This is a genomic window from Pinibacter aurantiacus, from assembly GCF_019130065.1.
In the GTDB taxonomy this organism is placed as follows: Bacteria; Bacteroidota; Bacteroidia; order Chitinophagales; family Chitinophagaceae; genus Pinibacter; species Pinibacter aurantiacus.
Genome location: NZ_JAHSPG010000015.1, coordinates 529,895 through 548,804, shown reverse-complemented (window position 1 = coordinate 548,804; position 18,910 = coordinate 529,895). Strand labels below are relative to the sequence as shown.

Annotated in this window: 18 protein-coding genes; 10 read left to right on the top strand and 8 right to left on the bottom strand. The window is 41.2% G+C overall.

Annotation, left to right across the window (positions count from 1 at the left end; translation table 11 throughout):
• Positions 1–114 precede the first annotated feature (114 nt).
• The gene (locus KTO63_RS20705) at positions 115–852 is read right to left on the bottom strand and encodes a DUF4197 domain-containing protein (RefSeq protein WP_217793861.1); all 738 of its coding nucleotides are present in this window, start codon (positions 850–852) and stop codon (positions 115–117) included.
• A gap of 257 nt (positions 853–1,109) precedes the next feature.
• On the opposite strand from KTO63_RS20705, the gene KTO63_RS20700 reads away from it, so the two are divergent.
• Together KTO63_RS20700 and KTO63_RS20695 are read left to right on the top strand one after the other, a co-directional pair.
• A complete protein-coding gene (locus KTO63_RS20700; protein WP_317195788.1) occupies positions 1,110–1,889 on the top strand; it encodes an FKBP-type peptidyl-prolyl cis-trans isomerase in 780 nt (259 codons plus the stop codon).
• A 137-nt stretch (positions 1,890–2,026) separates the two neighbouring features.
• The gene (locus KTO63_RS20695) at positions 2,027–2,461 is read left to right on the top strand and encodes an FKBP-type peptidyl-prolyl cis-trans isomerase (RefSeq protein WP_217793860.1); all 435 of its coding nucleotides are present in this window, start codon (positions 2,027–2,029) and stop codon (positions 2,459–2,461) included.
• A 170-nt stretch (positions 2,462–2,631) separates the two neighbouring features.
• On the opposite strand, the gene glgP is transcribed toward KTO63_RS20695, so the two are convergent.
• Positions 2,632–4,287, bottom strand: coding sequence for an alpha-glucan family phosphorylase (gene glgP / locus KTO63_RS20690; protein WP_217793859.1), 1,656 nt, complete (start codon positions 4,285–4,287; stop codon positions 2,632–2,634).
• A 195-nt stretch (positions 4,288–4,482) separates the two neighbouring features.
• Positions 4,483–5,445: a hypothetical protein gene (locus KTO63_RS20685; protein ID WP_217793858.1), complete on the bottom strand. Its 963-nt coding sequence runs from the start codon at positions 5,443–5,445 to the stop codon at positions 4,483–4,485.
• Positions 5,446–5,764: 319 nt separating this feature from the next.
• Between KTO63_RS20685 and KTO63_RS20680 the strand changes: the two genes are divergently transcribed.
• Both KTO63_RS20680 and KTO63_RS20675 read left to right on the top strand, forming a co-directional pair.
• Positions 5,765–6,427, top strand: a complete 663-nt coding sequence (locus tag KTO63_RS20680) for a metal-dependent transcriptional regulator (RefSeq protein WP_217793857.1) — start codon at positions 5,765–5,767, stop codon at positions 6,425–6,427.
• On the top strand, positions 6,417–8,300 hold the full coding sequence (locus tag KTO63_RS20675; RefSeq protein ID WP_217793856.1) for an Nramp family divalent metal transporter: 1,884 nt from the start codon (positions 6,417–6,419) through the stop codon (positions 8,298–8,300). The genes KTO63_RS20680 and KTO63_RS20675 overlap by 11 nt, the downstream gene beginning before the upstream one ends.
• 100 nt (positions 8,301–8,400) lie before the next feature.
• Here the strand turns inward: KTO63_RS20675 and KTO63_RS20670 are convergent, their stop codons facing one another.
• Entirely contained in the window at positions 8,401–9,006 is a 606-nt protein-coding gene (locus KTO63_RS20670; protein ID WP_217793855.1) for a Crp/Fnr family transcriptional regulator, read from the bottom strand.
• A gap of 7 nt (positions 9,007–9,013) precedes the next feature.
• On the bottom strand, positions 9,014–9,592 hold the full coding sequence (locus KTO63_RS20665) for a Crp/Fnr family transcriptional regulator (RefSeq protein ID WP_217793854.1): 579 nt from the start codon (positions 9,590–9,592) through the stop codon (positions 9,014–9,016).
• 390 nt (positions 9,593–9,982) lie between these two features.
• On the opposite strand from KTO63_RS20665, the gene KTO63_RS20660 reads away from it, so the two are divergent.
• Positions 9,983–11,218 (top strand): isocitrate dehydrogenase (NADP(+)), encoded by a 1,236-nt coding sequence (locus KTO63_RS20660; RefSeq protein WP_217793853.1) that lies wholly within the window; start codon positions 9,983–9,985, stop codon positions 11,216–11,218.
• 108 nt (positions 11,219–11,326) lie between these two features.
• Here the strand turns inward: KTO63_RS20660 and KTO63_RS20655 are convergent, their stop codons facing one another.
• Positions 11,327–11,986: a YdcF family protein gene (locus KTO63_RS20655; protein WP_217793852.1), complete on the bottom strand. Its 660-nt coding sequence runs from the start codon at positions 11,984–11,986 to the stop codon at positions 11,327–11,329.
• Between the two features lie 187 nt (positions 11,987–12,173).
• Complete coding sequence (locus tag KTO63_RS20650) at positions 12,174–12,815, bottom strand: carboxypeptidase-like regulatory domain-containing protein (protein WP_217793851.1); 642 nt, start codon at positions 12,813–12,815, stop codon at positions 12,174–12,176.
• 99 nt (positions 12,816–12,914) lie between these two features.
• Here KTO63_RS20650 and KTO63_RS20645 point away from each other — a divergent pair, with 99 nt between their 5' ends.
• From KTO63_RS20645 to pyrF, 5 genes are all read left to right on the top strand, one after another.
• Entirely contained in the window at positions 12,915–14,018 is a 1,104-nt protein-coding gene (locus KTO63_RS20645) for an Mrp/NBP35 family ATP-binding protein (protein ID WP_217793850.1), read from the top strand.
• A 193-nt stretch (positions 14,019–14,211) separates the two neighbouring features.
• A complete protein-coding gene (locus KTO63_RS20640) occupies positions 14,212–14,853 on the top strand; it encodes an FMN-binding negative transcriptional regulator (protein WP_217793849.1) in 642 nt (213 codons plus the stop codon).
• Between the two features lie 180 nt (positions 14,854–15,033).
• The gene (locus tag KTO63_RS20635) at positions 15,034–15,867 is read left to right on the top strand and encodes a glycerophosphodiester phosphodiesterase (RefSeq protein WP_232373263.1); all 834 of its coding nucleotides are present in this window, start codon (positions 15,034–15,036) and stop codon (positions 15,865–15,867) included.
• Between the two features lie 118 nt (positions 15,868–15,985).
• The gene (locus KTO63_RS20630; protein WP_217793847.1) at positions 15,986–16,771 is read left to right on the top strand and encodes an SDR family oxidoreductase; all 786 of its coding nucleotides are present in this window, start codon (positions 15,986–15,988) and stop codon (positions 16,769–16,771) included.
• A gap of 12 nt (positions 16,772–16,783) precedes the next feature.
• Positions 16,784–17,599 carry an orotidine-5'-phosphate decarboxylase gene (pyrF, locus tag KTO63_RS20625; RefSeq protein ID WP_217793846.1) on the top strand — a complete coding sequence of 272 codons (816 nt, stop codon included), beginning with the start codon at positions 16,784–16,786 and terminating at the stop codon, positions 17,597–17,599.
• Between the two features lie 110 nt (positions 17,600–17,709).
• Here pyrF and KTO63_RS20620 read toward each other — a convergent pair whose 3' ends face one another.
• Positions 17,710–18,771 carry an RluA family pseudouridine synthase gene (locus KTO63_RS20620; protein ID WP_217793845.1) on the bottom strand — a complete coding sequence of 354 codons (1,062 nt, stop codon included), beginning with the start codon at positions 18,769–18,771 and terminating at the stop codon, positions 17,710–17,712.
• Between the last annotated feature and the right edge of the window lie 139 nt (positions 18,772–18,910).

Below are 18,910 nucleotides of genomic sequence, written 5' to 3'. Positions count from 1 at the left end.
TATAATATTTGTATCGGGTCACTATTAAACCCCATAAAAGCGTGCCAACCTTTCAAAAAAAATGCAGCACAAGTTGTGCTGCATGATATTACTATAAATGATATGTATAAGCGCTTACTTTTTTCCGAAAACCTGCTTGAGGATGTCAGTAACCTGAGCCGTAGGATTGGTGCGGATTTTCTTCTCTTCTTCTCCCACATAATAAAAAATACCATTTAAAGCTTTGGTAGTTACATAGTTAGTTAAATCTGGATCTACCTTTTTAAAAGATACTTTATTGTAAGCAGAGAAAACTTCGCTCCAGTATTTGGTAGCATTTGTTTTTTGTAAAGATTGTTCAATAACAGGCTTGAAAGATGCGGTAAGGTCTGTATTCGTTGTTTTGCGCAAGTAAGATGTTGCTGCTGTATCTGTGCCTTGCAAAATGCCCAGCGCATCTTTTACGCTCATGCTCTTAACTGCGTTCAGGAAAATAGGAGCAGCTGTTTTTGAAGCATCTTCCGCTGCACGGTTCACGCTCAAAATGGCATCGTCCACCAATTTCCCCATTCCCATGGAGCGTAGAGTAGATTCCACCTTTTTTGCTTCATCCGGCATTAAAATCTTCACCGCGGCATCTTTAAAAAAGCCGTCAGCGGCCGAAAGCTTCGAAGTGCTGTTTTGTGCGCCTACATTCAACGCTTCTTTCAATCCCTGCACGATTTGATCGGTAGAAAGAGAAGAACCGGAAGTACTATTGGTGCCAGAAACTGTCGAACTCGCTTTTTTTAATAAGCCGTTCAGTCCACCGGTTTGAGCAAAATTGAGGCTGTAACTAAAAGATAGGGCGGTTAACAGGACAAGTTTTTTCATGTCGGAATTTGTTTTTTAAATAATTATTAAACCGTAAGCCATTTATAGACTGTATTTAAACCGAAAAGTTTAGTCTAAAAACGGCTTGTCAATATATGACGTTTTGAAAACGTAAAACCTGCGTCCGGTATTATTATTTTACAATATTTTTGCCCTTCAACATTAATATACAGATGAAATGAGCGCGCCGGCTATTTTGTACACAATGACATTCGATGCGAATTCCATCTGGCCAAAATAAAATATAAAATATACAGATGAAAAAAGTCTTCTTAGTATTAGTTTCTACTTCTCTTGTCGGCGGTGCAATGGCACAGCAGCAAAAAGCAAAAACGACTGCAAAGCCAGCAGCAAAAGCAACAGCGGCAAAACCAGCAGCAGGAAAAAGCACAGGGGTAATGAAAAACGCGCTTGATTCTGTTAGTTATGCCATTGGTTTGAACGTGGCACAATTCTACAAACAACAAGGCATCGACAATATCAATACAACTTGTGTGCAAAAAGGCATGGTGGATGCGCTGGCCGGCAAACCTGCTTTAACTGAAGATCAGATGAATGCAGCGGTAGGTATGTACATGCAAAAATTAAGATCTAAAAAAGCAGAAGCAAATAAAGTAGCGGGTGCTGCTTTTCTTGCTGCCAATAGCAAAAAACCGGGTGTGGTTACATTGCCAAGCGGTTTGCAATATCAAATTATTACACCGGGCACAGGTCCTAAGCCAGGCATCAATGATAAAGTAAAATGTCATTATCATGGCACGTTGATTGATGGAACGGTATTCGATAGTTCAGTAGAGCGCGGTCAACCGGTTGATTTCCCTGTAGGTGGTGTAATCAAAGGCTGGGTAGAAGCATTGCAATTAATGCCTGTAGGAAGCAAATGGAAACTCTTCATTCCTTCAGAGCTTGCCTATGGCGACAGAGAAGCTGGTGCAAAAATCGGCCCGGGTTCAACATTGATCTTTGATGTGGAATTATTGTCTATTGAAAAAGAAGAACCAGCTCCTGCTGCGGATTCGACAATGCCTAAACAGTAATGAGTTTTGAGTTGTTTGTTGTTAGTTTTTAGTTGTTAGACTTCAATGACGAGTGTCCCTCTCCAAAAGCTAACAACCAACAACTATCAACTGTCAACAATTCTTAATTTTTAATTATTAATTATTAATTTTTTCCCATGGGTATCTCAGATCATTTACAAAAATTGAAAGCAGAAAGATTAGAGGCGAACAAAAGCGCCGGTGCTGCTTTCCTTGCAGAAAACAAAAAGAAAGAAGGTGTTGTAGAATTGCCAAGTGGTTTGCAATACCAGGTAATAGTAGAAGGCACAGGCCCTAAGCCGGGTCTTAGAAATAAAGTGAAATGTCACTACCACGGCACGTTGATCGATGGAACAATCTTCGACAGTTCTGTACAACGTGGCAGACCAATTGATTTCCCTGTAAACGGTGTTATCAAAGGTTGGGTAGAGGCGTTGCAATTGATGCCGGCAGGCAGCAAATGGAAGCTCTTCATCCCTTCTGATCTTGCTTACGGTGATGCACAAGTGAGCGCACAGATCGGGCCGGGCTCTACATTGATTTTTGATGTGGAGTTGATCGAGGTGATGTAGGGGAATCAATTGAAAATTGAAAATTGAAAGTTGAAAATGATAAAGGACGCTTTCAGCATTTCAACAAAAGATCAAATTCCGCATAAAAAAAGAAGCCTTCAAATCGTTTGAAGGCTTCTTTTTTTATGCAAACTCTTATCACTCCATTTTCAACTTTCAACTTTCAATTTTCACTTATTATAAAGTAGCTCATAATACTCATTCGCCATTCTGTTCGACTCAAATCCATTCATGACGTCGTTCATTCCGTTATACACGATTTGCTTCCAGGCCTCGCGGTTGTTGTAGTAAGCAGGGAGAATTTTATTTTTCAAAATATCATAAAGCGCTACAAGGTCGTGTTCATCCTGCTCGTAGATGGATGTATTGAGATCTGCAGGTGGTACCACAAATGAATTGTTGCCATCTTTTGCAAATTCAGGGATCCAGCCGTCGTTGGTGCTAAAGTTTACAGCGCCGTTCATCGCTGCGGTCATTCCGCTTGTGCCCGATGCTTCGCGGGGTACGCGTGGATTGTTGAGCCACAAGTCTGCACCTTGCTTCAATCTTTTTGACAGGAACAATTCATAACCTATCAGCACCGCAACGTTCTTATAACCTCTGCTAAGATTTACAAGATGGTTGAAGTCATTGATCGCCGGATAATCCATTGGGTATGGTTTTCCCGCCCAGATGATTTGTACCGGATATTGTGTGTTGCTGGTTAGTTCATTGAACCATTCCAGTTTCCTTGTAATAAGATCGGCTCTTTTATAACCCGCAAATCTGCGTGACCAAACGATTGTAAATATATTCGGATCAAAAAGTTTTCCGGTTTGATCGGCAACAATATCAAAGGTTCTTTTCTTGAGATAAGTTTTTCTCTCGTCAAATTTATTGTTGTCATTATTATTTTTGGCCTCATACAAATGTTTGTCGGCCCAGTATTTCCCGTTTTGAGAATTGGTGATGGAAATGATCGGGCAAACGCCGGGATACTTTTTCCACATGGCCCTGGCCACTTCACCGTGCAATTTCGAAACACCGTTGGCAAGCCTTGCAAAACGAAGGGCTACAAGCGAATGATCAAAAGCGTTATCCTGCAATCCGGTTAAAGCACGCACTTCATCCAAACTCAAATCACCGAAGTAACTCATTTTTTGACAAAGGAAAATATCGTGTTTTTCATTGCCCGCTTCTTCTGGTGTGTGTGTGGTGAACACAAGTTTCTTGCGAACTTCATCGATATTGTTTCCGAATTTTTTGTAGAGATAAAATGCTGAGCTGATGCCATGCGCTTCGTTCAGGTGATAAACATCCGGGTTGAAATTCAGCTCATCGATCAATTTTGCACCACCAACGCCCAATAATATGAACTGCGCGACTTTGGTAGCAACATTCGCATCGTATAATCTATGGGTAATGGTTTGTGAAACGTAGTCGTTCTCAGGAATATCTGTACTTAATAAAAAGATGGGGGCAGACTTGAATGTTTCAGGCTTCAGGTAAAATGCTTTTACCCAAACCGGCGCATCATGCACTGTGATCTGAAATTTAATTCCGGTGTCCTCCAGGAAGCTGTAATCCTTTGCCATCCAGCCCACCTGCAGCGTTTGGTCCATATTGCGGCCTTGGTCATAGTAACCATATTTCCAAAGAATGCCAATGCCAATAAGGTTTTGCTGCAATTCGTATGCGCTGCGCATGTGCGAACCTGACAAAAATCCCAATCCACCACTATAAATTTTTAACGGTTGATGAATGGCAAATTCCATACTGAAATACGCCACTTTCTTCGAATACTTTGCATCTCCGCTGTAAGGAACCTTGTAATTTCTAAAATCCATTTGAATTAATTTTTGTTTTTCGATTCATACATTATGGCAAGATATCCTAAAACTGGGCCAAAGGCTACTGATTATAGTCATGGTCAAAAGTCAATCGTCAATGGTGAATCGTCAATCGCGCATTCGTGAAGTTTGAATTTTCTCGTGAATATTTGATTATAAACCAATTCACGCTTCACGCTTGACCATTCACGATCACTTCTTAGCTTTCGTTGGTTTCTTCACTGGAACTAGTTTTTTCGTAAAAGAGCCTTCAAAGAAACATTTTATATCCCTGTACGACCCACAGCCGCCAACTTCCTTCATTGTAACATTTTTACCGGAAAAAGTAAAGTCTATCACACAAGGGCTACCTGTTTCGCTAAAGCGTATAAGTTTATCAGAAACAACTTTTGCTTCGCCTTTTAGTTCGCCTTTGCATGTGCCATCGTCTTTTTCGAAATGCACAAAGAACAACATGCGTGAAGCATTACGTCCGTCGCGGAAAGAAATAAAATTCTTTTTATTCTGAATGTAATCGCCGGCAAGTTTATGCTTGGCGGGCAGTGTATCGATCGGGTTAAAAATTTCCTCCACTTTTTTTTGTGCGCCATTGGACTCCGTTAAGATCAACGTAAATCCCCCTGATCCATTATAAATGAAAACATCTCTTTTGTACAATGCTTCTTTGTCAGGTTGGCTTTGCTGGCTATAAGTTGTAAGCGTGGATTTTGTGTCCATTGTGACATAGGCGGAAGTTGCCTTGTCATTATCTGCAATGATCACTGGTTTAGCGGCAGCGAATTTTTTCTTTTCATCGAAAACAGTCACATATACCACTTTTTTTGCAGCGGCAATGGCTTTACTGAATAAGTAGGTTTCACCACTTTTTACCGTCACTTTCGAAAGTGGTATAAATAAAGGCTTCGATTTGTGAAAGAGAGGAGCAATGACAGAATCCGGTACAAATTGCACGAAGATGCTGAAAGGGATTGTGTCCGCATTTTTTTGCTGAAACACACTGTCGGCAATGGTTAAGGGCAGTTTTGCCTCTTCATAAAGACCAAGAAAATCAGCTATTTCCACCTTTTCTCCCTCCACCATTTTGGTCTTTTTCGATTTACAATTGGCGAAAAGACCAATGAGGCAGATAAGTACAACGTACAGTGAATTCTTCATATTCGGGCTTGTTCTGGGGGCTAAAGTAACCATTTTGTTGTTATGTATGCATTAAGAAACAGGCTTTTGGGTTGATGATTTCAAAACTGTGCCTTATTTGAAAATTTGAAAATATGAGAATTTGAAAATTCTTTCTGCGCAACTTTTCAATTTTAGATTAATTCTAGAAATATCAGGAAACAAATAAAATGCCCCAACGCATGCACCCAAGGCATTTTCAAATTTTCAAATCCTCAAATTTTCAAATTTGTAAAGCGTTTGGTCATGTGGCCTAAAAAATTTAGATTTACCTAAATTTATTTTTAGAGTATTGTAAAAAATGAAATATTCCTCCAGTAAAGAGAACTATATAAAGGCCATTTTTCACTTGCAACGATCAAGTGAGAATGTTTCTACAAATGCATTGGCAAATGCCTTGCAAACCAAACCAGCCTCGGTAACAGACATGCTTAAAAAGCTGAAGGAGCAAAAGATTTTGCAGTATGAGCGCTACAAAGGCGTGCGTTTAACTGCCGAAGGAAAAAAGATCGCATTGCTTATCATAAGAAAGCACCGTTTGTGGGAATATTTCCTGGTGGAGAAACTGCAATTCGGCTGGGAAGAAGTGCATGAAATTGCAGAAGAGCTTGAGCACATCAGCAGCAAAAAATTAATAGACAGACTCGATGATTTTCTCGGCAACCCAAGAAAAGATCCGCACGGCGATCCTATTCCGGATGCCAACGGCAAAATGCCCGTTTTGCAGCAAATATCATTGGACAGCATTCAATTAAATAAACCTATGGAGATTACAGGCATTGGCAATCAAACACCAGAATTGATGGAGCTTTTGCAGCGCACTAATATCAAAATTGGTTCGAAGCTGGAGGTGAAAAAGAAATTCAGTTTTGATAACTCTCTGGAAATAAAAATGCGCAATGCGGCTCCATTCATTATCAGCCAATTTTTAGCCAAAAACTTATTAGTCAACGATGAGGAATAACAGCGACAATCATTACGCTTCACTACTTGATGTACATGAATCGATAGATACAACACAACCTAAAAAGCGTTGGAAAAGACTGGCAGCTTTTATTGGTCCGGCATATTTGGTAAGCGTTGGCTATATGGACCCGGGCAACTGGGCAACGGATTTGCAGGGTGGCAGCAAATTCGGATACAAACTCATTTGGGTATTGCTCATGAGTAACCTGATGGCGCTATTGCTGCAAAGTCTTGCCGCCAGACTGGGCATCGTTCGTCGCCGTGACCTCGCTCAGGCTAACAGAGAAGCATATCCAAAAAGTATCAATCTTATTTTGTATGTACTGGCAGAAATTGCCATTGCTGCTACAGATCTTGCAGAAGTACTGGGAATGGCGATTGGCCTGCATTTGCTCACCGGTATTCCTATTTTGTGGGGCGTATTGATTACAGTGTTGGATACTTTTCTGCTGTTGATTTTACAACGGTTGGGTATGCGCAAAATGGAGGCTTTCATTGTGATGCTGATCGCTATCATTGGGATTTCTTTTTTAATAGAAATAATTTTCGCACAGCCAAACTTTCATGAGATCGCAAGAGGCTTTGTTCCCACGATACCCAATAGTGAGGCGTTGTACATATCAATTGGTATCATTGGTGCAACCGTAATGCCGCACAATCTTTATTTACATTCAGCCCTGGTGCAAACAAGGAAAATTACAAGAGACGAGCCGAGTATACGAAGGGCTATACGATTCAATATTTTTGACAGCGCGATAGCACTCAATCTTGCATTTTTTGTAAATGCTGCGATACTGATTTTGGCAGCAGCTGTATTTTTTAAGACAGGCAGAACGGATGTGGCTGAAATCAAAGAAGCACACAAAATGCTGGAACCAATGTTGGGTACTTCTCTTGCACCGATTTTGTTTGCAGTCGCGTTGATTGCCGCGGGACAAAGCTCTACGGTTACTGGTACACTCGCGGGGCAGATTGTGATGGAAGGTTATTTGCGACTGCGCATCAATCCATGGCTGAGACGTGTTATCACAAGACTTTTGGCCATCATTCCTGCTGTGATCGTTATTTTAATCTATGGTGAAAATGAACTCGATGATCTGCTGGTTTTCAGCCAGGTAATATTGAGTATTCAGTTAGGCTTTGCCATTATCCCGTTGATACATTTTGTGAGTGACAAAGAGAAAATGGGCGTATTCGTAATTCCGCTTTATGTGAAAATTTTGGCGTGGCTTGTTACGTTTGTTTTACTCGCATTGAATCTTAAAATGGTGTTCGAGCAATCCATAGAATATTTGCAAAGCAGTCACAACAATGTTTCCAATTTCTTTGTAATCGCGGGTCTTGTAGTATTGGTCTCGTTGCTGGCAACGGTTTTATTGTTTCCATTTATTCGTCGCCGCATGGAAAAACCAATTACCATTCACGCACAAAACACGGGCTTCAAAAAAATTGATGTGCCGGCATTTAAAAGAATAGCAGTGGCACTGGACTTTGGCGCACATGATTCGAAAATCTTGTCATTTGCCATTGCACAAGGTAATCCGAATACAACATTCATATTAATACACGTAGTAGAAAGTGTGTCGGCACAAATGCTGGGAGAGGGCAGTGCTGATTATGAAAGCTTAACCGACCAGGAACAACTTGATCTGTATGTAGCGCAAATAAAAGAAAATGGATTCAATGCCATTGCCCAACTGGGCTTCGAAAGGCGAACCAAGGAGATAGTTCGCATTGTTAAAGAACAGTCAGCCGATCTTTTGGTAATGGGCGCCCACGGCCACACGGGCTTTAAAGACTGGCTATACGGCGAAACGATTAATAATGTGCGGCATGAGTTGAAGATACCGGTGTTGTTGATTAATGTTTAGGTGCGAGTTTGAAGGAATTAATAATTAATTATTAAACGGATTGAGTGTAACATTTTTTAGATGTATGTTGCCCTATTAATTATTCATTATTAATTATTAATTACTTCTTCGTTTTCAGCAAATGCTTCAACCTGCTAAACGTTTCAGGTTTAATGTTCAGGTAAGAAGCTAAATATTTTTGCGGAACACGTTGCAGCATGTCCGGGTGGTTTTGGAGGTATTCCAGAAAGCGTTCCCGCGTGCTTAGTAGTGATTGTGAATAGTAACGCTTGTTTTTTTTCACGTACATATCACTAATGAGCAGACGTGCAAGATGCTCAAATTGTGGATGCGTGTCAAGCAGCGTATTCATGCTCTCATGTGAAATGGAAACGAGCATGGTTGGTTCAAGTGTTTCCACGATCATATCAGAAGGCGTTCTTTGTATAAAAGAAATTTCGGAGTGAATGAAATGTCCTTCTGTTGCAAGTTGTAGCGTGATTTCTTTTTTACCGACACTGAAATATTTTCTCACAAGCCCCTTGATAACAATATTGAAGTAGTTGTCCACCTCGCCCTTGTTTAATACGATTTGTTTTTTATCAAAGGTCCTTACTTCAAGGTATGATTGAATGATTTCCAGTTGTTCGGGACTGATGTTATCAATGCGCCGGAGGTAATGGAAGAGCTGGGTTTTGAACTGGGTATGGTTATTATTTGGAAGCAAGTTCGTTTCAGTTACTGTTTGATGAATATTTATATCGGCTGAATGTTTCCGGTTTAATGTCTAAAAAAGAAGCGATCAGCTTTTGAGGGACTCTTTTTAAAAGTTCAGGATTTTCGTTGATGAATTTTGTAAAACGTTGACGTGGAGTTAAGCTGATGCGCTCATACTCCCAGATCTCTGTTTGCAACAACCAATCCGTGAACAGTAATCTGCCCAGTTTTTCAAAACGAGGGCTGTGACGATAAAGGGTCTCGAAAACATCTTTGCTGATAGACAGGAACATACAGGGCTCAAGAGCTTCGATACAATATTGTGAAGGCGCAGAAGCGATAAAGGACACAGCAGAAGCAATCGTATCGTTTTCTTTTGCCAATTGTCTTACAACCTCCTCGTTGCCGCGCATGAAATATTTTATAGCAATTCCTTTTTCTACAAAGCTTAAATGCGTTTCTTTTTCGCCTGCGTTTAATATCATTTCGCCTGCATTGAAACGTCTAACCTCGAGCTTTTCGATTATAAGCGAAAGCTCTTCACCTGAAAGTGTGATGAATTGGTTGAGGTATTGGAATAGCCTATGCTGTTGCATATCCGAAGCTTGGTTGTAAGGAGGTTAATAACGTTGTAAAGTACGAAGAATATTCAATTTTTTAAAAACATAAAAATTAATGTATACATAACATTAATTAGCAGGGTTTCATACCGAATTTGCAAATTTGAGGATTTGAAAATTTGAAAATTCTTTCTGCGTAACTTTTCATTTTTCAACATTTAGTCTCCAATTGTCAACGAGGAACAACAAAGTAAGAAGGACGCACCCGGGTCATTTTCAAATTTTCAAATCCTCAAATTTTCAAATTAGCGTTGAAAACGCTACTGCCTCCAAATTAAATGACATCAAAATATTATCTAGCTTTTGTGTAATTCGTTCAATTCTTGTAGGTTTGCCTACTTTTTTTGGATACTTAAAACTAATCTAATGGCGAAAAAAATAAAAGTTGCAAATCCCGTTGTGGAACTCGACGGAGACGAGATGACGCGAATCATCTGGAAGTTTATTAAGGATAAATTAATTCTACCTTACCTTGAAATAGACATTAAATATTATGACCTTGGTGTTGAGCACCGCGATGCTACAAACGACCAGGTTACCATCGATGCTGCAAACGCTATCAAACAATACGGTGTAGGTATCAAATGTGCTACCATCACTCCGGATGAGGCTCGTGTAGAAGAGTTTAAGCTGAAACAAATGTGGAAAAGCCCCAACGGTACGATCCGTAACATTTTGGATGGTACTGTATTTCGTGAGCCAATCGTAATTAACAATATTCCAAGACTGGTTACAAACTGGACAGCGCCTATCATCGTTGGCCGTCACGCTTTTGGTGACCAATATCGTGCAACCGATACAGTTATTAAGGGTAAAGGTAAGCTTACCATGACTTTCACGCCGGAAGATGGCGGAGAACCTCAGACTTTTGAAGTGTTCAACTTTAAAGGTGATGGCGTTGCAATGACAATGTACAACACTGAAGAGTCTATCATAGGCTTTGCACGCAGCTGCTTTAACATGGCACTTAGCAAAAAATGGCCGTTGTACCTTTCTACAAAAAATACAATTCTTAAAAAATACGACGGTCGTTTCAAAGACATCTTTGAAGATATCTATCAAAAAGAATTCAAGGCGCAGTTCGATGCAGCGGGCATCGTTTACGAACACCGCCTCATCGATGACATGGTTGCGAGCGCTCTTAAATGGAACGGTAACTTTGTTTGGGCTTGTAAAAACTACGACGGCGACGTTCAAAGTGATACAGTAGCACAAGGTTTCGGTTCACTTGGTTTGATGACTTCTGTGCTGATCACTCCTGATGGTAAAACAATGGAAGCAGAAGCAGCGCACGGTACTGTTACACGTCACTACCGCGAGCACCAAAAAGGCAAACCTACTTCTACCAACCCAATCGCTTCTATTTTCGCATGGACAAGAGGTTTGGCATTCCGCGGAAAACTGGATAACAATCAGGAACTGATCGATTTCGCAAACGCTTTGGAAGCAGTTTGTATCGAAACAGTTGAAAGCGGCAAAATGACAAAAGACCTTGCTGTTTGCGTAAGCGGCAACAAAGTAGAACACGGAAAAGATTTCTTATATACTGAAGAGTTCCTGAACGCAATCGACGAAAACTTGAAAGCGAAACTTGCTCTTTAATTAATTTGAAAATGTGCTAATTTGAAAATTTGAAAATGTTAGGTGTGACATCCAAAATCGAATGCTGCGCCAAACATTTTCAAATTAGCATATTTTCAAATTCTCAAATTATCTCCCTTCCTCAATATTCGCCCCCAGCGTTCCCCTGAAACGTTTCCAGAAACTTTCTCTTTTGGTAATACTTATGAAGTCCGGCTTGTAGGCTTTTGCTGAATCGATTGCCGGAGTGATCATGTATGGCTCCATAGCTTTTAGCGTGTCGAATACAAAAGGTATCAACACGATGTCCCTGCTTACTTTTCTCCTCGCAAACTTGGAGATCATTTTTGTTTGATACGGGTCAGAAGCAATGGCTACTTTTTGGAACCCCATTTTTTTAGCAAGCTGATATGAGTAATAAATGTTTTCGGTAGTGTGCTCAGCAGTAGTTTCCGTGAAAATATGTTCTTTCGGAATACCTAATGCATGAGCGTATAGAGCCATGATTTCAGACTCATAGTACGGCGTATAAACAGCCGCTCCGGAATAAATAATGTTTTTGGTAATGCCCCGGTCATACAGATATTTTGACCAGTATACGCGCCCTTTCATGGTGTGGCTCCAGCCATCTTGTTCAAAAGGAATTCCCGGTACAATGATTACATCAAACTGCTCCGTTTTTGCTTTTGCAAATAACTTGTGGGATTCTCTGCTGGTGTAAAAGCAGGAACTGAGGGTAGTAATGCTCAGCAATGCCGCTGCTGAAATCAGGATTGTCAGTTTTGTCATACGGGATCGATATTAATGGTTCAAGTCTACATCCCTCCATAACGAATTAAAACAAATAAAGTTCACTCTTCGTTGCTTTGCAGCGTGTTACAAAATATATTAAGTAATACAGCAAACATTAAACCACTGAAAGCTGTAGCGTACATGCGTAAAAAAACCGGCAATTGAGCCGGTTCTAAATATTTTGCTAGTTTTTGTTCCGAAAATCTCCCCGTTTCCAGGCCTTGATAAATTCTCCCCAAGCCATTGGATTGAAGATATTCATTGGAGGGACCTGTCCCGAATAATATCGTTTGGTAGCGTCTTGTTTTAAACTGTAATTGGCGTTTTCGCCTCCGTCACGCGGCATGGTTCTCGCGAGGGCCTCTCTTTTTTGTTCGTCCGTATTCTGCCGGGCAATTTCCAGCGCATCGGCTTTTACATCGGTATTTACAAAGTCCCGCTCAAATTGCTCCCTCGTAGGGCGCGGTCGAATGATTGTTGCCGGTAAATACGTTGTGTCGGTCACCATCAGCTGGATTACACTGTGCTGGTTGCCTACCAGATCTCTTCTGATTTTCACCGTTACAGGTTTGAACCCGATACTTGTAAACTCAATTTCATCACCCTTTAAAACCACGATGGAGAACACACCATCTTCACTACTCATCGTACCCTGAACACGTCCTTTAACCATTACACTCACGGCGGGTATGGGTCTCAGGCTGTCTGCGGTCATAATAACACCGTACAATTGTACCACTGAGTCTTTTATTGTCTCGAATTGGGCAGAAGCTTGCTGGCGTATAGCAATCATCCCAATAAAAAGAAGTAGTAAAAATTTCTTCATCGCATCAAATATAACAACTTCAATTATTATAAACAGCAACTTATTACGCTTAGTATTGGTTAATTTTGCACCAATTATTCTTTTTTTAACAAATAAATCATGACGCAGGAGCAAATACTAAAAGCATTGAGCAATGTGCAGGAACCAGACTTAGGAAAGGATATTGTGACGCTCAATATGGTTAAAGATATAGAGATCAATAACAACGACGTTTCTTTTACTGTGGTCCTTACTACACCGGCATGTCCGATGAAGGATCTGATAAGAAATGCCTGTGTAAACGCAGTGCAGATTCTTGTAAATAAGGAGGCTACAGTAAAAGTAAATTTCACCTCTAACACAAGCAGTAACCGCCAGGATACCCAGGCCGTTTTGCCAAAGGTAAAAAACATCATTGCTGTGGTAAGTGGTAAAGGTGGTGTTGGAAAAAGTACCGTTTCTGCAAACCTTGCAATTGCACTCGCGCAAGGCGGTGCACAGGTTGGTTTGATGGATGCGGATATTTATGGACCAAGCGTGCCTATCATGTTTGGCGTACGAGGCGAACGCCCAATGATGATGCAGGTGGATGGCAACGAAAAAGGCGTGATCGTTCCACTTGAAAAATACGGCATCAAACTGATGAGTATCGGCTTACTCGTAGATGAAAAGAATGCGGTGGTTTGGCGCGGTCCAATGGCCAGCAGCGCCATCCGTCAGTTTGTAACAGACGTTTACTGGGACGAACTTGATTACCTGATTATCGACATGCCTCCGGGAACAGGCGACATTCATTTGACGCTTATGCAAACAGTTCCCGTTACAGGCGTTATTGTTGTGACCACTCCGCAAGATGTTGCACTGGCAGATGCTAAAAAAGGTATCGCTATGTTTGGTCAGGCGCAAATTAAAGTGCCGATCATCGGGTTGGTGGAAAACATGAGCTACTTTACTCCGGCTGAACTGCCAAATAACAAATACTACATCTTCGGAAAAGAAGGTGGCAAGAGATTGGCTGAAGAATACGACATTCCTCTAATTGGACAAATTCCACTGGTACAAAGCATTCGCGAAGGCGGCGACAATGGCGAACCGATCATGGCAAGTAACGACGAGATCTCTAAAAAAGCTTTCGAAGAATTTGCCGGTGCCGCTGCAAGAAGCATTGCCATGCGCAACGCAAACCTGGAGGCGACGAAAGTGATTGAAATAGTGGAAGGTTAATTGAAAATTGAAAGTTGAAAATTGAAAATGGGGTTGCTTCAAATGTGAGGCAATCCCATTTTTATTTAATAATTGAATAACTGAATTATTGAATAATTGAAGATTGATGACACTAATTTCAATTATTCAATGATTCAATAATTCGTATTTTAGTCTCTCATTTTCAATTTTCAACTTTCAATTTTCAATTCACTTGTACAGTTTCCCCTACTACAAAACCGAGGATCACGAAAAAGTACTGCAGTTTATGCACGCGCATCCGTTTGTGATGTTAACAGGTTGCGATGAGCAGCAATGTCCGGTCGCTACGCAGGTACCAATCTTAATTTCGGAAAGAGATGGCCGATTGTTCCTGGAAGGGCATGTAATGCGCAATACAGATCATCAAAAAGCTTTTGCGGCAAACACTAATGTGCTGGCCATTTTCACGGGCCCGCATACATATGTGAGCGCAAGCTGGTACACAAATCCTCAGCAAGCCTCCACGTGGAATTACATGGCCGTACACGCGAAAGGACAACTTACATTCCTGTCTGAAGAACGATTAATCGATATTTTAAAAAGAACGACTGATCAATTTGAAAACAATCCCGCATCAGAAGCGTCGTTTGAAAATTTGCCACACGAGTACGTGAGCAGATTAGCAAAAGCAATTGTAGCTTTTGAAATTGAGGTGACATCGCTCGACCACACTTTTAAGTTGAGCCAAAACAGAGACGAGGAAAGTTATAAAAACATTACGCATCATTTATCTGTTAGTGACAATGGAGATGCTAATGCGATTGCAAAGAGAATGGAAGCCGGATATGGCGACGTGTACAATAAAGAAAAGTAAAAACTAAAAAGTCAAAATCTGGTAATACTGTCGGACTGCCTTTTGCCTTTTGATTTTTTAATTTTGACTTTGTATTGATCTAAAACAACACCCATGCTGAAACCCTTGTGCGCATGTATCTGCGCTGTTCTAGTTTTGACAACCTCTTCTTTCCAAATAAAAAAAGGAAAACATCGTCAGATGAGTACTGATACATTACCCGCATTTGACCTGGAAGGACATCGTGGTGGGCGCGGACTGATGCCCGAAAATACTATTCCTGCAATGCTCCATGCTATCGATCTTGGAGTAAACACGCTTGAAATGGATGTTGTTTTTACAAAAGACATGCAACCCATTTTGTCCCATGAGCCATTCTTCAATCACGATATCACGACAAAACCCGACGGCAGTTTTGTAACACAAGCAGAAGAACGTTCCCTGAATATTTACACGATGACCTATGATTCTGTAAAGCGCTACGACGTAGGAATGAAGCCACATCCAAAATTTCCCGAACAAAAGAAAATGCCTGCCGTAAAACCGCTGCTTGCGGATGTTATAGATCGTGTGGAATCGTATTTGAAAAAGAGCAAAAAGAAGAACGTTTTTTATAACATAGAAACAAAAACCAATAAGGCAACGGACAATATCTATCATCCCGAACCTGCGGTATTTGTGGATGCGCTGATGAAGGTATTGATCCAAAAGAAAATCACTTCCAGGGTCATCATTCAGTCATTTGATTTTCGAACGCTTCAATATGTGAAGGAGCATTTTCCTTACATGAAAACCTCGATGCTGATTGAAGATTTTGATAAGCGAGGCTTTGAAGAACAACTGGCATTGGCGGGTTTCAAACCTACTATTTACAGCCCTGCATACAAGCTCGTAACGAGAAAGCTGGTGGAAGATTGCCACAGCAAAAACATAAAAGTAATTCCCTGGACGGTAAACGATAAAGCAGTCTACGATTCATTGGTTGCAAAGAGGGTAGATGGCGTTATTACGGATTACCCGGATAGGATTAAGTAATTTGAAAATGTGCTAATTTGAAAATTTGAAAATGCAGCGAATGCATCTTTCTAATTTTGAGTTTGCACAGAAAGCATTTTCAAATTAGCATATTTTCAAATTTTCAAATTGAAACACCGTGAATACATCACTCACAGGAAAAACCGGCATTGTTTGCGGTAGCACTCAGGGCATCGGTTTGGCGATTGCGGAAGAGTTGGCGCTGCTGGGCGCGACATGTATTTTATTCGCAAGAAATGAATCCGCCCTGAAGGAAGCTGTTACACGATTGCATTCGGATGAACAGCAAAATCACAGTTATCACGTGGCAGATTTTTCAAAACCGGAAGAAGTAAGAACTGCAATTGAAGAAGTTGTTGCCAAAACCAATGTACATATTCTGATCAATAATTCGGGTGGCCCAAAAGCCGGTGCCATCATTGATGCGCATGAAGATGATTTTGTAAAAGGATTTAGCCAGCATATCGTTTGCAACCAGATATTGACGAAAGCAGTTGTTCCCGGCATGAAGAAAGATGGCTATGGCAGAATCATCAATATTATTTCTACATCTGTAAAAATTCCGCTGAATAATTTGGGGGTTTCCAACACAATCCGTGCGGCTGTGGCTTCATGGGCCAAAACAATGTCGAACGAATTAGGACAATTCAATATTACCGTAAATAATATTTTGCCTGGCTATACTAAAACTGCAAGGCTCGACAGCCTGATCGACGGTGTTGTAAAAGCTAAAAACAGCGATACGGAAACGGTTGAAAAAGAGATGGAAAAAGACATACCGATGAAACGTTTTGGCGAGGCATCAGAAATTGCCGCCGTGGCTGCTTTCCTGGCTACACCTGCAGCCAGCTATGTAACAGGCACAAGCATCCGCGTGGATGGTGGCAGAACGGGTTCTATTTAATATCTTCGCGGCATGACACGTCAGCAACTGGTTGAGCAAATCAAGAAAAAGAAATCGTATTTGTGTGTTGGTTTAGACACAGATATTACAAAGATTCCCGCTCATTTACAATCGCATCCCGATGCTATTTTCGAGTTCAACAAAGCCATCATTGATGCCACAAAAGATCTTTGCGTTAGCTATAAGATCAACACGGCTTTCTACGAAGCGCATGGATTGAAAGGCTGGGAGGCTATGCAAAAAACAGTAGAGTATATTCCTGAGGAGATCTTTACAATTGCTGACGCAAAACGAGGTGACATTGGAAACACTTCTACACAATACGCGAAAGCTTTTTTTGAAGCACTTCCTTTTGATTCCATCACAGTAGCACCTTACATGGGTGAAGACAGTGTGGCCCCCTTTCTTGAGTACAAGGGCAAATGGGCCATCGTTCTTGGCCTGACTTCGAATAAAGGCGCCTCAGACTTTGAGTTGCAAAAAACAGGCGATGCTTATTTGTATGAAAAAGTATTGAGCACAGTTTCAAAATGGGGAAGTCCCGACAACCTCATGTTTGTAATCGGCGCCACACAAGCAGATGAATTTACAAACATCAGAAAAATCACTCCAGATCATTTCTACCTTGTTCCCGGTGTAGGCGCACAAGGTGGAAGCTTAAAAGATATTTCCGAAAAAGCAATGAACAAAGATTGCGGACTGCTGGTGAATGCAAGCCGTGCAGTCATCTACGCCTCAGGAAAAGAAGACTTTGCTGAAGCAGCGAGAAAAGTAGCGCAGGAATATCAGCAGGAAATGGCGGGCTATTTGGAGAGACTGAATAACTGAATAAACTGAATAACTGAATTTGGCTTAACGCTAAGTGCCGAACGCTGAACGCATGATACCCAAATAGGTATTTTTCGTTCAGCGTTCGGCATTTTCAGTTATTCAGTTATTCAGTTATTCGGCTCTTTCCTCACATACTTTCTCCACTTCTCAATCACTGCCTGCATATCATCTGCAAGGTCGCTATTGAAGAAAACTTCTTCCTTTGAAGTTGGGTGTTTAAAGCCAAGTGTCTTTGCGTGTAAAGCATGTCGCGGGCACAACGCAAAACAGTTGTCAACAAATTGTTTGTACTTGGTAAAAACAGTTCCTTTCACAATGCGGTCACCACCATAGGTATCGTCGTTAAACAGTGGATGTCCGAGGTGCTGCATATGCACGCGGATCTGGTGCGTACGCCCGGTTTCCAGGCTACATTGTACCAACGTTACATAGCCAAAACGCTCAAGCACTTTAAAATGCGTAATGGCGTCTTTGCCGTAATCTCCTTCAGGATAAGCATCAAACAATTTGCGGAACCGCTGGTGACGGCCAACGTGCGCAATGACTGTTCCTTCATCCTGCTCTACATCTCCCCAAACAAGCGCTATGTAGTGACGTTTTACAGTGTGATCGAAAAACTGTTTCGCCAAAGAACTTACTGCTATTTCAGTTTTTGCCAACACCATCAAACCACTGGTGTTTTTATCAATGCGGTGAACCAGTCCAAAGCGTGGCAAGGTCTCTTCAGTAATGTCTTTATTTTTTTGTTGCAGATAGTATGCCACACCGTTGATCAATGTTCCATTATAATTGCCTGAACCCGGATGTACCACCAATCCTGCAGGCTTGTTGATGATCATGATATCATCATCTTCATAAAAAATATTCAGTGGAATATTTTCCGGAACGATCTCTTCACCCTGTACCTCCTTATTGGAGTAGACAATGATTTCGTCAGTGGGCTTTATTTTATAATTGGAGCTGACTTGTTTATTGTTCACCATTACCAGCCCGGAGTCGATCGATTTTTGCACTTTGTTGCGCGTCGCATTTTCTATGCGGGCCACCAAAAATTTATCAATACGAAGCGGTTCCTGGCCCTTATCCACTTTTATGGTAAAACGCTCATAAAGCTCGTCGCTTGTCTCTTCATTTGACAATTGTTCATCCTGATCTTCAAATTCGGCCATGTAGTTGAAATTTGTGCAAAAATAGGGAGGCAGGGGCCAAGTAACAAGAAGAGCGGTAATCTTGCTACGCCAAACGCTTAATGCCCAACGCCAAAAGCTCGTTGCGTCCAAATGCGTTATGCGTTCGGCGCTAAGCATT

Excerpts from the sequence above, each read along its gene's own strand:
- KTO63_RS20705 (WP_217793861.1), bottom strand. The coding sequence starts at position 852 with ATGAAAAAACTTGTCCTGTTAACCGCCCTATCTTTTAGTTACAGCCTC.
- KTO63_RS20700 (WP_317195788.1), top strand. The coding sequence starts at position 1,110 with ATGAAAAAAGTCTTCTTAGTATTAGTTTCTACTTCTCTTGTCGGCGGT.
- KTO63_RS20695 (WP_217793860.1), top strand. The coding sequence starts at position 2,027 with ATGGGTATCTCAGATCATTTACAAAAATTGAAAGCAGAAAGATTAGAG.
- glgP (WP_217793859.1), bottom strand. The coding sequence starts at position 4,287 with ATGGATTTTAGAAATTACAAGGTTCCTTACAGCGGAGATGCAAAGTAT.
- KTO63_RS20685 (WP_217793858.1), bottom strand. The coding sequence starts at position 5,445 with ATGAAGAATTCACTGTACGTTGTACTTATCTGCCTCATTGGTCTTTTC.
- KTO63_RS20680 (WP_217793857.1), top strand. The coding sequence starts at position 5,765 with ATGAAATATTCCTCCAGTAAAGAGAACTATATAAAGGCCATTTTTCAC.
- KTO63_RS20675 (WP_217793856.1), top strand. The coding sequence starts at position 6,417 with ATGAGGAATAACAGCGACAATCATTACGCTTCACTACTTGATGTACAT.
- KTO63_RS20665 (WP_217793854.1), bottom strand. The coding sequence starts at position 9,592 with ATGCAACAGCATAGGCTATTCCAATACCTCAACCAATTCATCACACTT.
- KTO63_RS20660 (WP_217793853.1), top strand. The coding sequence starts at position 9,983 with ATGGCGAAAAAAATAAAAGTTGCAAATCCCGTTGTGGAACTCGACGGA.
- KTO63_RS20655 (WP_217793852.1), bottom strand. The coding sequence starts at position 11,986 with ATGACAAAACTGACAATCCTGATTTCAGCAGCGGCATTGCTGAGCATT.
- KTO63_RS20650 (WP_217793851.1), bottom strand. The coding sequence starts at position 12,815 with ATGAAGAAATTTTTACTACTTCTTTTTATTGGGATGATTGCTATACGC.
- KTO63_RS20645 (WP_217793850.1), top strand. The coding sequence starts at position 12,915 with ATGACGCAGGAGCAAATACTAAAAGCATTGAGCAATGTGCAGGAACCA.
- KTO63_RS20635 (WP_232373263.1), top strand. The coding sequence starts at position 15,034 with ATGAGTACTGATACATTACCCGCATTTGACCTGGAAGGACATCGTGGT.
- pyrF (WP_217793846.1), top strand. The coding sequence starts at position 16,784 with ATGACACGTCAGCAACTGGTTGAGCAAATCAAGAAAAAGAAATCGTAT.
- KTO63_RS20620 (WP_217793845.1), bottom strand. The coding sequence starts at position 18,771 with ATGGCCGAATTTGAAGATCAGGATGAACAATTGTCAAATGAAGAGACA.